Genomic DNA, 13,024 nt, shown 5'->3' on the forward strand with positions numbered 1-13,024 from the left:
CCACGGCGTCGGGCCCGATGCTGAACACCAGTTCCGGCAGCAGGGCCGCGAACTGCGGTTCCAGCGAGACTTCGCGGGGATGGCGCGCTCCCTCGATTCCGTAGCGTTCGCCCAAGAACTCGGCGGCCTGCTTGAAGGCCTTGTACTGCAGCAGCCGCGCGAAAAGCAGGTCGCGGGCTTCGAGCAGCTCGAAGTCCTCCTCATCGGCCATTTCGCCGCGCGGCAGCAAGCGGGCCGCCTTCAAATCCAGCAGCGTGGAGGCGACCACGAGGAATTCGGTGGTTTCATCGAGCACCTTCATCCCGTCGCTCCCCTCGGCGGCACTGGTGGCTTGCAGCTCGCGCAGGTAGGCGATGAATTCGTCGGTGACCTCTGCCAACGCGACCTCGGTAATATCCAGCTCGCGTTTGGTAATCAGGTGCAGCAGCACATCGAAGGGCCCGTTGAAATTCTGCAGGGCAAGGCGAAAACCGCCAGCCGATTCCTGCTCAGCTCCTGCTGGCGTTGTGGAATCGGTGGCGGCTTCTTCGCTGAGCGTGGCGCTCATTACGGGGCACCACCACGCCAAATCAGTTCGCGGGCGAGGTTGCGGTAGGCCTCAGCGCCCGGGTGGTTGGCGGCGTAGGAAGTAATCGGTTCGGCGGCCACGTTCGCGTCGGCGAACTTGATGGTGCGCTTGATGACGGTCTCGAAGAGCTTGTCGCCGAAGGCCTCATCCAGCCGGGTGATGACCTCGCGGCTGTGCAGGGTGCGGGCGTCGTACATGGTGGCCACCACGCCGTCCAACTCCAGCACCTGGTTCAGCCGGTCCTTGACCTTGTCGATGGTTTCCATCAGCAATGCCACCGCACGCAGCGCAAAGAACTCTGCGGTCAGCGGGATGATCACGCCATGGGCGGCGGTGAGCGCGTTGATGGTCAGCAGGCCCAGCGATGGCTGGCAGTCGATGAGCACCACATCGTAGTCGTCGATGACATTGCGCAGCGCACGTTCCAGCACCTGCTCGCGGGCGACCTCGTTGACCAGCTGCACCTCGGCTGCGGACAAATCGATGTTGGCTGGCAGCAGATCGATGTTCTCGACGTCGGTCTTCACGATGGCGTCGGTGATCTTCACCTTGCGGTCCATCAGCACGTTGTAGACGGTGATGTCCATTTCATGCGGGTTGGTTCCGAAGCCGGCAGACAGCGCGCCCTGCGGGTCGAAGTCCACCAGCAGCACCTTGCGGCCGTACTCGGCGAGCGCGGCGGCGAGATTGATGGTGGAGGTGGTCTTGCCAACGCCGCCCTTCTGGTTCACCATGGCGATCACGCGTGCCGGGCCGTGCGATGGCAACGGTGCTGGCACGGGGAAATCTGTCAATGGCTTGCCAGTAGGACCCACTGGGCGAGGCTCCTTGAGCATCCCCGCTCCGCGGTGCTTGTTTCCCTGTTCCTCGCTCACGATGGGTAAACCACACTTCCCGTTCGATAAACCTGATTCTTCGAGCTGTAAGCTCTTTTCAAGGTTATCGGTCGAAGCAAAAGATCTTGGTTTTTTGGGTTCTTCCACGGCGAGCCTTTACCTTGAACCTTAGCTCTAATGTTGTATGCGAGCTGAACGCAATCTGGCATTTACGGGAAGGGCGCGATGCGCACCATTGAAAAGCTCGCCAGCTGGGTGGAAGCCGAGCCAGGCAGCAAGCAGGCAAGGGTCCGTGTGCTCCTCCAGGCCCAACTGGACGACGGGCTATTCATCGTGGTGCTCGACGACCGCGGATGGTCCAGCAGCGAAGAATGGGCGCAGGTGACGCCGGCCGGAATCCGCGAAACCGCGTTGGTTGTGGTGGGCCCGGATGAACCGGCACCGGGGTGGACACGGGCCGAGGAGCTGCATGCTTATTGGCAGTACATCCAGTCGATTCTCGCTGCGCAACAGCTGCACGCGTCAATCGACGAGCTGATGGCTCTGGATCATGAGGTCCAGTTCGGCCCGCGCCTGCAGCGCCTGCTCACCGCGGCCGGCCACTGACCTGCGTGCTTCTGGGCCGAAAACCGGAATCATCATGAACCAGGATTCCCGCGCCATGCACCGCTTGGACGGTACGCGAACTGCTTGACCACCTCTGCGATCTGGCCCTAGCCACCGGCCAGGCACTGGAGGGTGATCCTGCCGTGGAGTCCCCGGCTGGGCAGCGCCCTGGTGCCCATCCCGATCATCCGCTGGCTATTCGGATAAGTTCTTGATCCTGGCGCATTCCGGTGGTCGAATGGTTCCACACGCGCCGGCATCCGGCGGCATAAGGGGCGAGGCAGATGTTCACGGGAATGCTCAGCAATTGCACGGTATCGAATTTGGCCCGAGCCGAGCACTGGTACGCGCGGCTCTTCAACCGGGCGCCGGACCAGCGGCCCATGGACGGGCTGCTCGAATGGCATCTGGCCCCGGGATTCGGAGTCCAGGTCTTCGCGGAGCCCGACCGTGCCGGATACAGCACGCTGGTTCTGGAAGTGGCCGACCTCGACGCGCAGGCCGCGCGCCTGCTGGATGCGGGCATCGGGCATCACGGCCCGCAGCCCGGCGGCGGAGCACGGATCGTGCAGCTGCAGGATCCCGACGGCAACCGGGTGGTGCTCGCTTCGCCCTTGCCCGGCCTCTCGCGCTGAGCCGGGCATCAGGCTCTCAGGCTTGCTCGGCCAACCAGTCGAAAGACAACGGCAGCAGCTCGCGAATGCCGATGCTGCGCGCCCCGTGCGGGGTATCGACGATGACCCGCAGCCACGGATAGCTATCAGCCATCACCTGGCGGCAGCGCCCGCACGGGTTTTTGATGCCGCGCCCCTGGTTGCCCACTGCCACCACCACCTGCGGATCCCTTGCCCCGGCCGCACGGGCCGCACCGAAGGCCACCAGCTCTGCACACGGGCCTCCGGTGAAGTGGTAGAAATTCACGCCCGCGTGCATGGCGCCGTCGGCAGCCAGCACCGCGGCACCCATGGTGTGCACCCCGTCGCCGCCATCGGGCGCGTCGGTTGCTGCCTCAATGGTCCGCCGGGCGAGTTCGACCAGTTCTTCCTCGGCGTCTGCCAGTGCACGATACTGCTGCCGGTGCGGTGTCCCGTTCATTGCTCCAGCCTAGCTGCCCAGTTCCGCAAGCCACGGGTCCCAAGCCTGGCTGGCCATCCCCGCCAGCAGGTCGTAGCCTGCTGCGCGCGGGTGCGCTCCATCATCGGCGGCCACTTGGCGGCGCCACAGCTCATGTCCCGCGAGATCCCCGAACACGCTTAGATAAGGCACATTCCTCGATGCGCACCGTGCCCGCATTTGCGCATCCAGCTCGCGCAGTTCCGCGTTCAATGCATCATCGGCGATCGGCGGCGGACCGATCATGAGAACCGGCCAATTGCGTTCCTTTGCCGCATCCAGGATGGCCTCGAGGTTCTGGATCCGTTCTCCGGCGGCCACCCGCGGCTTCGCGTCCCAGCGGATCACGTCGTTGACCCCGAAGCAGAGCACCACGCCTGGCGCGTAATCCCCTGGCGGAAAGCGTGCGGCGCATTCAGCTTCGAATCGCTGCCGGATCATGGCGCTGGTATCGCCGCGAACACCGAGGTTGTAGCCGGTGAGCCCATGGCCCCGTTCGATTCCCCGGGCGACCAGCCGCCCCGCCCATCCGCGATGGGTTTCATCGCCGACTCCTGCGACGAAGGAATCGCCGACAAAGCACACTCGTACCGCTGAACCCATGATGCCTTTCCGCCTGCTGGCTGCTGCGCCCGGCTGGGCCCTATCTTGCCAAAGGCGCCCAGACGCAGAAAATCCGTTACCCGAACGTGTCGGATAACGGATTTCCAGCAAGGTCCTAGTGGCCTTCGACGCTGCTCTCGTCGAATGGAAGGCTGCCCGCTAGTACGGCCTTGGCCTGGTCCATGTCGATCTCCCTGGTCCACTTGCCGATCAGCAAGGTTGCCACGGCGTTGCCGGTGAAGTTGGTCAGCGCGCGGGCCTCGGACATGAACTTGTCGATGCCCACGATCACGCCCATGCCGTCCAGCAGTTCCGGGCGGTGCGACTGCAGGCCGGCTGCCAGGGTGGCCAGGCCGGCGCCGGTCACGCCGGCTGCGCCCTTGGAAGCGATGATCATGAAGACCAGCAGGCCGATCTGCTCGCTCAGGCTCATGGGCATGCCCATGGCCGTTGAGACGAAGAGTGCCGCCATGGTCAGGTAGATGGCGGTGCCATCGAGGTTGAAGGAGTAGCCGGTAGGCACGGTGATGCCCACGACGGGCTTGGACACCCCTGCGTGCTCCATCTTGGCGATCAGGCGCGGCAGTGCCGACTCGGAGGATGAGGTTGAGAAGATCAGCAGGTATTCGCGAGCCAGGTACTTCAGCAGCAGGAAGATGTTCAGGCCGGTGACCAGGCGCAACAGGGAACCGAGGACGACGACGATGAAGAGCGCGCAGGTGACGTAGAAGGCACCCATGAGGATCGCCATCGAGCCTATGGCGGCCCAGCCGGTAGCGCCGACCACTGCGGCAATGGCACCGAAGGCACCGATCGGGGCAGCCCACATGATCATCATCATCAGGCGGAAGACCACCGCCTGGATGTGCTTGACTGCGTTGAGCACAGGCTCGCCGGACTTGCCCATGGACTGCAGCGCGAAGCCGACCAGCAGGGCCAGCACCAGGGTCGGCAGCACGGGGATGTCGCCCGGAATCATTTCCAGCAGGAAGGCCACGGTGGAGTTCTCCCCGCCGCCGGATCCCGACTCGTACGGCTCGAGCTTCAGCCCCGAACCCGGGTGGATGATGTTGCCGACGACCAGGCCGATGGCCAGCGCAAAGGTGGACATGGTGATGAAGTACAGCAGCGCCAGGCCGCCGACCTTGCCGACGGTTGCCGCCTTGGCAATGGAACCAACGCCCAGGACGATGGTGCAGAAGATGACTGGACCGATCAGCATCTTGATCAGTGCGACGAATCCGGTGCCCAGGGGCTTGAGGGCCTTGCCCACCTCCGGGGCCAGCAGGCCGACCGCTGCGCCGAGCACCACGGCGGCAATCACCATGATGTACAGCCAGTGGGTCTTGTCTTTCTTCTTCGTTCCGGCCTGCGGCGAATTGCCTGCCGGCGGCATCTGGTCTGTGACAGCCATGGTAGTCCTACCCTTGTGAGCGCATGGAACCGAACCGTGCACCCTTGCACAGCCGGCATTACGTAGAATCGTTCTGTATCCATGGTGCGGCTCGAAGTGATCCGCATCTCCATTGCGTTCATATTGGTCACGCGGTGAACAGTACAAGGACCAGGCAGCACAAGGAGATGAGCGCAGTGACCGATCATTTCACCGACCTGTCGCTGGCCCGCCCCACCCGCGAGGCCGCCTCCCCCGCACCGCTCAGCCGCGACGGCTGGTCCCTGGCGGTAGTCATCTTCGCCGCCCAGATGCTGGTGGTCATCTTCGTCGTCGTGGGCCTGGCGGTCGCCACCTACCAGCACCAGGCGCAGGTGATCCAGGATGACAAGCAGGCCACGGTGGCCACGATTTCCATCACCCTGGCCAACGATCCTTTCGTGTCCCAGGCCCTGGCCGGCGATCACCCCACCGAGCAGCTGCAGCCCTACACCGACAAGATCCTGGCCCGCGGGCAAGGCGTGGATTTCATTACGATCATGACCCCCGATGCCCTGCGCGTCACCCACCCCGACCCCGAGCAGCTGGGCAAGGGATATTCGGGCAGCATCAACCAGGCGCTGGCCGGCCAGACCCACAACGAGGTGGCCGCGGGCACCTTGGGCCTTTCGGTGCGCACCATCGCCCCGGTCTACCACGACGGCGAGCTGGTGGGGATGGTCTCTTCGGGCATCACGCTGGAGAGCCTGGAGTCGATCTACCGCAGCGAACTTCCGCAGATCATGACCGTTTCGGCGCTGGCCCTGCTGCTGGCGGGTTTCAGCTCATGGTCCTTCTCCCGCTACGTCAACCAGGCCACGCTCGGCTTCGGCCCGCACGGGCTGCGCCGGCTCTACGCCTTCTACTTCTCGGCCCTGCACTCGGTTCGCGAGGGCCTGGTCCTGCTGGACCGGCGGCACCGCATCGTGCTCTACAACCAGGAAGCTTCCAGATTGCTCGGCTTCCCCGAGGAGGTGCCTTCCGGCGGATTGGACCTCGACCAGGTGCAGATCCCCGAAACCCTGCGCACCCTGATGGCGACCGGACGCAGCTGCAAGGACGAAATCCATTTGGGCACCCACACCGTGCTGTCCATTTCCCAGGGCCCGGCCCGCCTGACCAACGCGCGGTTGCCCCGCCGCGGCGGGCTGCCGGCCCGCTGGTTCGGTTCCCAGCCGGTGACCGGCCAGGTCATGACGCTGCGCGATTTGACCGAAGTGCAGGAACTGGCCGGCGAAGTGCAATCGCTGAAGACCTTCTCCACCGCCCTGCGAGCGCAAACCCATGAGCATGCCAACCGCCTGCACACCATTGCCACGCTGATCGAAAATGGCCAGAGCGACAAGGCGCTGGCCTTCGCGGTCGATGACCGCCAGCATTCGCAGAAGCTCACCGATGCGATCGTGCATTCCATCGACGACGTCTATCTTTCCAGCCTGCTGGTGGCCAAGGCCGCCCAAGCCCATGAGCGCGGCGTGAAGCTCGATATCAACGCGCAGGGCATGATTCCGGGCAATGCCTTTGCCGCCACCGACATCGTCACCATCGTCGGCAACCTGCTGGATAACGCGCTGGATGCTTCGGCGGGCACCCAGGACGCGACGGTGTGGGTGGAAGTGGCCGCGGCCGATGACGAGCTGATCATCGCGGTGGCCGATTCCGGTCCGGGCATCGAACCCGAGTTCCTCGATCAGCTGCTGCGCTTCGGGGCCAGCACCAAGGCCGGCGGCCAGCCGCGCGGCCTGGGGCTGGCACTGGTGCAGCAGGCGGTGCTGCGGCTAGGTGGCACAATGGGTGTTGATAACGATGCCGGCGCAATCTTCACCGTCACCTTGCCCTTGAGAATCAGCGACTAGCCCAGGAGGGTACCGTGCACGAATCCCCTGCAGCCACGCCCCCGCCGGGCACCGCCTCGCACAGCTTCAAGGTGCTCGTGGTCGACGACGAGCCGCAAACTGCCGCCTCCCACGCCAAGTACGTCAACCGCGTTCCGGGATTCGCCACCGGCGCCATTGCCGCCAACGGCCAGCAGGCGCTCGGGCTCCTGGCCGCGGCCCGCGATGCCCAGGATCCCTTTGACCTGGTCCTGCTGGATATGACCCTGCCCGACCTGCACGGCATCGACGTCGCCAAGCGCATGCGCGGCCGCGGGCTGACCACCGACATCATCGCCATTACCGCGGTGCGGGACCTGGCTGTGGTGCGTTCGGCGGTAGCCACCGGAATCACCCAGTACCTGATCAAGCCCTTCACCTTCGCGGCGTTCAGCGAGAAATTGGAGAACCACCGGCGGTTCATTTCCGAGATCAGCTCCACCGGCCCGGATACCAGCCAGGCCGCGCTGGATAATGCGTTCTCGGCCCTGCGCACCACCAGCGCTTCCGCGTCCCTGCCCAAGGGGCTGATTCCGGAAACGCTGGCGCAGATCACCGACCATCTGCGCAGCAAGCCCGATACCTGCCTGTCAGCGACCGAGCTCGGAGAAGAGCTGGGCATCTCCCGGGTCACCGCCCGGCGCTATCTGGAGCATCTTGCCGAGGTCAAGGCCGTGGTCAAGCAGCCCCGGCATGGCACACGAGGCCGCCCGGAATACGAATACCGGGCAGCCTCGCGCAGCTAGGCTCTGGTTTCCCCTAGGCTTCGGGACGCAGCAGCGGCACCAGCTCGTCGAGCACCGCGGTGTCCTCGATGGTCGACGGGACCGAGTATTCCTTGCCATCGGCAATCTGCCGCATGGTCTTGCGCAGGATCTTGCCCGAACGGGTTTTGGGCAGCGCCGCCACGACGGTGACTTCGCGGAAGTCGGCCACCGCGCCGATATGCTGGCGCACCAGCGCGACGATTTCCTTCTTCAGCGTTTCCTCCTGGATCTGCACACCGGACTTGAGCACCACATAGCCGCTGGCCCGCTGGCCCTTGAGCGCGTCGGCCAGGCCGATCACCGCGCATTCGGCCACGGCGGGATGGCTGGCCAGCACCTGCTCCATGGCACCGGTGGACAGGCGGTGCCCGGACACGTTGATCACGTCATCGGTTCTCCCCATGACGAACAGGTAGCCGTCGTCGTCCAGGAAGCCGGAATCGCCGGTGAGGTAGCACCCCTGGATCTGCGAGAGGTAGGTGTCGATGAAGCGCTGGTCGTTGCCCCACAGGGTGGTCAAGGCGCCGGGCGGCAAGGGCAGCCGGACAACGATGTTGCCTTCCTGGTTCGCGCCGAGCTGCTCGCCCAGCGCATCGCGGATCTGCACGTCGAACCCCGGTACCGGGGTGGTCGGCGAACCGGCCTTGGCAGGCAGCTCTTCCAGGCCCAGCGGGTTGGACGCGATCGGCCAGCCGGTTTCGGTCTGCCACCAGTTATCCACCACGGGGATGCCCAGCAGCTTCGAGGCGAAGTGGTAGGTATCCGGATCCAGCCGCTCGCCGGCGACGAACAGCGCACGCAGCGATGACAGATCGTGGCTGGCGATCATCGCGCCTTCCGGGTCGGCCTTGCGCACCGCGCGCAGCGCAGTCGGCGCGGTGAACATCGTGGTGACCTTGTGGTCCTCGATGATCCGGCCGAACGCGCCGGCATCCGGAGTGCCGATGGGCTTGCCCTCGTAGAGCACCGTGGTGGCCCCGGCGATCAGCGGCGCATAGACGATGTAGGAGTGTCCGACCACCCAGCCCACGTCGGAGGCGGTGAACATGGTGTCTCCCGGATGCACGTCGTAGACCGCGTTCATGGAGTACTGCAGGGCCGTGGCGTAGCCGCCGGTGTCGCGCACCACGCCCTTGGGGGCACCGGTGGTTCCCGAGGTGTAGAGCACGTAGAGCGGGTGGGTGGATGGCACGGAGACCGGCCCGGCCGGCGAGGCGGTCTTCGCCTGCTCTTCCCAGTCCAGCCAATTGATCTGCTGGCCGTTGACCGGCTTTGCCTGGTATTCGTCCAGGCCGTGCTCGAAGCCATCGCGGTGGGCAACGATCACGTCCCTGACCGCAGGCTCGGCCAGGCCCAGCGCTTCGGCCACTGCCGGCAGGTATTCGATGCGGCGGCTTGGCTCGATGCCGCCGGAGGCGGTAATGATCGCGACCGGGGCGCAGTCGGTGATGCGGGCCGCCAGTTCCTTGGGCGCGAAGCCGCCGAAGACCACCGAGTGGATTGCACCCAGGCGTGCGCAAGCAAGCATCGCGATGGCCGCCTGCGGGATCATCGGCAGGTAGACCAGCACGCGGTCACCGGCCTTCACGCCGCGTCCAGCCAGCACGCCGGCGAAGATTTCCACTTCGCGCAGCAGTTCGGAGTACGAGTAGGTGGTGGCGGTGCCCAGCATTGCCGAATCGTAGACCAAGGCGGCGCTCTCTCCGCGTCCGGCTTCGACGTGGCGGTCCAGCGCATTGGCCGAAAGGTTCAGCATGCCATCCGGGAACCAGCCATACAGCGGCTTGCGCGAATCATCCAGCGCAATCCGCGGCGCCTTGTCCCAATGGATATCCCGGGCAGCTTGCAGCCAGAATGCGGCGGGGTCATTGGTGGCTTGGTCATAGGCCTGGCGGTATTCCTGCACCATGGTTCTCTCCTCCTGGCACCGGGGCATCATCATCCGGCACCTGTGTGGTGGTTGAGGTCGTCCTCTTGGCGTTAACTGTATGAGTACGATCACATCACCGCAACCACTTTGTATACAGATTTCGAAAAAATACCAAAAGAATTTGGCGCAACTCACACATTTTCGGGTTTCATGTATACACTGGAGCCATGAGAGCAAGCGACAAGGTTTACGAGAGCCTCCGCGCCGACATTGTCGAATGGCGCCTGGCTCCAGGGACCGTCCTGGCCGAAGTGGAACAGTCAGAGCGCCTGGGCGTTTCCCGCACTCCGGTGCGCGAGGCCTTGGGCCGGCTGGTCGCCGACGGCTTGGCGGTTCAGCATCGCGGACGCGGCGCTGTCGTCTCCGAGGTCAGCGAGGACCACGTGGAAGACCTGTTCGTACTGCGCTTGGCATTGGAATGCGCCAGCGCACGCGAAGCTGCCAAGTCCGCGCAGCGATCGGCCTTCACGCAGCTGGCCAGCCGCTTCGAAGCAGCTCTCACGGAGGTGGAGCTTCCCGGATCCCGGGAGTCCTACTACCAGCTGGTGCAGCTGCTGGACGAGTCCATCGACGAAGCAGCTGGCAATAATTACCTGTCCAACGCCCTGCGCACCTTGCGGGTGAACCTGCAACGGGTGCGGCGCATGGCCAAGGACAATCCCGAAAGGCTCAAGGCTTCCGCTTCCGAGCACGCGGCCATCACCAGGGCAATCGCCAGCGGAAACCCAGAGGTCGCGGCCGCGGCCACCACAGTTCACCTGCACGAATCCTTCACCCACATCATGGCCCATGCGGCCGGATCAGAAAGGCAGTTACCATGATCAACCACCCCGTACGCGTATACCGCTCAGAGGAAAACCTGGCTCGCGAAGACCAGCTGGCACATAAGATCGCCACGGTTGCTGCCGATCCGGTAGAGGTCACCGCAGAAGTGGCCGGCATGATCATTAACCGCATCATCGACAATGCTTCGGTCGCGATCGCTTCGCTGAACCGCGGGCCGATCGTTGCCGCCCGTGCCCAGGCACTGTCCCACGCGCCATCCACCGGCGGTGCGGGCGCCAGCGTCTTCGGCATTTCCGAGAAGGTTTCCCCGGAATGGGCAGCGTGGGCCAACGGGGTGGCCGTGCGCGAATTGGATTACCACGACACCTTCCTGGCTGCCGAGTACTCCCACCCGGGCGATAACATCCCGCCGATCCTGGCGGTTGCCCAGCACACCGGAGCTTCGGGCAAGGACCTGATCCGCGGCATCGCCACGGGCTACGAGATCCAGGTGGACTTGGTCAAGGCCATCTGCCTGCACAAGCACAAGATCGACCACGTAGCGCACCTGGGCCCATCGGCCGCTGCCGGCATCGGCACCCTGCTGGGGCTGGATGTCGAGACCATCTTCCAGGCCGTTGGCCAGGGCCTGCACACCACCACCGCCACCCGCCAGTCGCGCAAGGGCGAAATCTCCACCTGGAAGGCCCATGCCCCGGCCTTCGCCGGCAAGATGGCCGTCGAGGCTGCCGACCGCGCGATGCGCGGCCAGACTTCCCCCGTGCCAATCTACGAAGGCGAAGACGGCGTGATCGCCTGGATGCTCGACGGCAAGGATGCCGCCTACGAGGTGCCGCTGCCAGAGGCCGGCGAAGCCAAGCGCGCCATCCTGGACACCTACACCAAGGAGCATTCGGCCGAGTACCAGGCGCAGGCCTGGATCGACCTGGCCCGCAAGCTGCATGGCGAGCACCCGGAGGCCACCGACCCGCAGAACGTCAAGTCGGTGCTGATCAAGACCAGCCACCACACGCACTACGTCATCGGTTCCGGAGCCAACGACCCGCAGAAGTACGATCCAACCGCATCGCGCGAGACCCTGGATCACTCGATCCCGTACATCTTCACCGTCGCCCTGCAGGATGGCGCATGGCACCACGTGGATTCCTACTCGCCAGAGCGTGCCGGCCGCGCCGACACCGTGGAGCTGTGGAACAAGGTGGCCACCGAAGAAGATGCCGAATGGACCCGCCGCTACCACTCGCTGGATATTGCCGAGAAGGCTTTCGGCGGCTCGGTGGAAATCACCTTGAACGATGGCACCGTGATCACCGACGAAATCGCCGTTGCGGACGCGCACCCGCTGGGCGCCCGTCCCTTCGCCCGCGAGCAGTACATCAACAAGTTCCGCACCCTGGCCGCCGGCCTGGTGGACGACGCCGAGATCGACCGCTTCATCGCGGCCGCGGAAAACCTGGAAAACCTGGCCGCCGGCGAATTGGACCAGCTGAACATCGCCGCCGCAGCGGGCGTCATCGACGCCGCGGCCGCACCGAAGGGCCTGTTCTAGCATGCTGTACTCGACCAGGACCCCCGCAGAAAAGCGCCTTGCGCTGCGCGAGATGCTCACCCCGGGCGCTGCCCGCCAGTTCCCCGGAGCCTTCAACCCGCTCTCGGCCAAGCTGATCAGCGAGAAGCAGTTCGACGGAATCTACATCTCCGGTGCCGTGCTGGCCAACGACCTGGGCCTGCCGGATATCGGCCTGACTTCGCTGACCGAGGTAGCAACCCGCGCCGGGCAGATCGCGCGCATGTCTGACCTGCCGGCGATCGTGGATGCCGACACCGGATTCGGCGAGCCGATGAACGTGGCCCGCACCATCCAGGAACTCGAATACGCCGGCCTGGCCGGCTGCCACATCGAGGACCAGTTCAACCCGAAGCGCTGCGGGCACCTGGATGGCAAGAATGTGGTGGATACCGACACCATGCTCAAGCGCATCGCCGCTGCCGCTGATGCACGCATCGATGAGAACTTCCTGATCATGGCCCGCACCGATATCCGTGCGGTCGATGGCCTGGATGCGGCGATCGACCGTGCCAAGGCGATGGTCGATGCTGGTGCCGACGCGATCTTCCCGGAGGCGATGAAGAACGTCGCCGAATTCGAGGCAGTATGCAACGCGGTCGACGTGCCGGTACTGGCGAACATGACCGAGTTCGGCAAGTCCGAGCTGTTCAACCGCCAGGAACTGGCCGATGCAGGCGTCGCGCTGATCATCTATCCGGTCACCTTGCTGCGCAGCGCAATGGGCGCGGCTGAACGCGTACTGGATGCCATCAGCGAGGATGGCACCCAGGCCCGTGAAGTGGATAGCATGTTGACCAGGTCACGTTTGTACGAGCTCGTGGACTACGAGGCATACAACCGCTTCGACACCGGAATCTTCAACTTCCAGGTCCCAACCCTGGACATTGATTCCAACAGCGCGAACCTCTAGGCTCGCAAGCACCTACTACCCCCTGGGGG

At 64.7% G+C, this 13,024-nt stretch carries 14 protein-coding genes; 8 read left to right on the forward strand and 6 right to left on the reverse strand.

What is annotated here, in order from left to right:
* Nucleotides 1-547 (reverse strand): segregation and condensation protein A (locus ACNPM8_RS04965; protein WP_448939401.1); only part of this gene is annotated, 547 nt, incomplete at its 3' end.
* Nucleotides 547-1,443, reverse strand: coding sequence for a ParA family protein (locus ACNPM8_RS04970; RefSeq protein ID WP_013348536.1), 897 nt, complete (start codon nt 1,441-1,443; stop codon nt 547-549). The genes ACNPM8_RS04965 and ACNPM8_RS04970, both read right to left, overlap by 1 nt.
* A 186-nt stretch (nt 1,444-1,629) precedes the next feature.
* Here ACNPM8_RS04970 and ACNPM8_RS04975 point away from each other — a divergent pair, with 186 nt between their 5' ends.
* The 3 genes from ACNPM8_RS04975 to ACNPM8_RS04985 all read left to right on the forward strand — a co-directional run bounded on the left by ACNPM8_RS04975 (nt 1,630) and on the right by ACNPM8_RS04985 (nt 2,645).
* Complete coding sequence (locus ACNPM8_RS04975) at nt 1,630-2,010, forward strand: hypothetical protein (RefSeq protein ID WP_448939402.1); 381 nt, start codon at nt 1,630-1,632, stop codon at nt 2,008-2,010.
* Nucleotides 2,011-2,054: 44 nt separating this feature from the next.
* Entirely contained in the window at nt 2,055-2,225 is a 171-nt protein-coding gene (locus ACNPM8_RS04980; protein ID WP_105662611.1) for a maleylpyruvate isomerase N-terminal domain-containing protein, read from the forward strand.
* 69 nt (nt 2,226-2,294) lie between these two features.
* Nucleotides 2,295-2,645 (forward strand): VOC family protein, encoded by a 351-nt coding sequence (locus ACNPM8_RS04985; protein WP_105659044.1) that lies wholly within the window; start codon nt 2,295-2,297, stop codon nt 2,643-2,645.
* A gap of 16 nt (nt 2,646-2,661) precedes the next feature.
* Here the strand turns inward: ACNPM8_RS04985 and ACNPM8_RS04990 are convergent, their stop codons facing one another.
* From ACNPM8_RS04990 to ACNPM8_RS05000, 3 genes are all read right to left on the reverse strand, one after another.
* Entirely contained in the window at nt 2,662-3,105 is a 444-nt protein-coding gene (locus ACNPM8_RS04990) for a cytidine deaminase family protein (RefSeq protein ID WP_105662547.1), read from the reverse strand.
* A gap of 9 nt (nt 3,106-3,114) precedes the next feature.
* Complete coding sequence (locus tag ACNPM8_RS04995) at nt 3,115-3,726, reverse strand: DUF459 domain-containing protein (protein WP_332498100.1); 612 nt, start codon at nt 3,724-3,726, stop codon at nt 3,115-3,117.
* Between the two features lie 115 nt (nt 3,727-3,841).
* Entirely contained in the window at nt 3,842-5,140 is a 1,299-nt protein-coding gene (locus ACNPM8_RS05000; protein ID WP_105659041.1) for a cation:dicarboxylate symporter family transporter, read from the reverse strand.
* Between the two features lie 167 nt (nt 5,141-5,307).
* Here ACNPM8_RS05000 and ACNPM8_RS05005 point away from each other — a divergent pair, with 167 nt between their 5' ends.
* Nucleotides 5,308-7,014 (forward strand): sensor histidine kinase, encoded by a 1,707-nt coding sequence (locus ACNPM8_RS05005; protein ID WP_388025409.1) that lies wholly within the window; start codon nt 5,308-5,310, stop codon nt 7,012-7,014.
* Nucleotides 7,015-7,028: 14 nt separating this feature from the next.
* Nucleotides 7,029-7,778 (forward strand): response regulator, encoded by a 750-nt coding sequence (locus tag ACNPM8_RS05010; RefSeq protein ID WP_388025411.1) that lies wholly within the window; start codon nt 7,029-7,031, stop codon nt 7,776-7,778.
* A gap of 13 nt (nt 7,779-7,791) precedes the next feature.
* Here the strand turns inward: ACNPM8_RS05010 and ACNPM8_RS05015 are convergent, their stop codons facing one another.
* Nucleotides 7,792-9,708 carry an AMP-binding protein gene (locus ACNPM8_RS05015; protein ID WP_448939403.1) on the reverse strand — a complete coding sequence of 639 codons (1,917 nt, stop codon included), beginning with the start codon at nt 9,706-9,708 and terminating at the stop codon, nt 7,792-7,794.
* Between the two features lie 188 nt (nt 9,709-9,896).
* Between ACNPM8_RS05015 and ACNPM8_RS05020 the strand changes: the two genes are divergently transcribed.
* Genes ACNPM8_RS05020 through prpB form a run of 3 tightly spaced genes read left to right on the forward strand, consistent with a single transcriptional unit; the run spans nt 9,897 to nt 12,995 of the window.
* Nucleotides 9,897-10,550, forward strand: a complete 654-nt coding sequence (locus tag ACNPM8_RS05020; protein ID WP_448939404.1) for a GntR family transcriptional regulator — start codon at nt 9,897-9,899, stop codon at nt 10,548-10,550.
* On the forward strand, nt 10,547-12,064 hold the full coding sequence (locus tag ACNPM8_RS05025; protein ID WP_105659036.1) for an MmgE/PrpD family protein: 1,518 nt from the start codon (nt 10,547-10,549) through the stop codon (nt 12,062-12,064). Before ACNPM8_RS05020 ends, ACNPM8_RS05025 begins: the two co-directional genes overlap by 4 nt.
* Before the next feature lies 1 nt (nt 12,065).
* Nucleotides 12,066-12,995, forward strand: a complete 930-nt coding sequence (prpB, locus tag ACNPM8_RS05030; RefSeq protein WP_332487338.1) for a methylisocitrate lyase — start codon at nt 12,066-12,068, stop codon at nt 12,993-12,995.
* The last annotated feature ends 29 nt before the right edge of the window (nt 12,996-13,024 follow it).

This window comes from Glutamicibacter sp. AGC46, assembly GCF_053543715.1.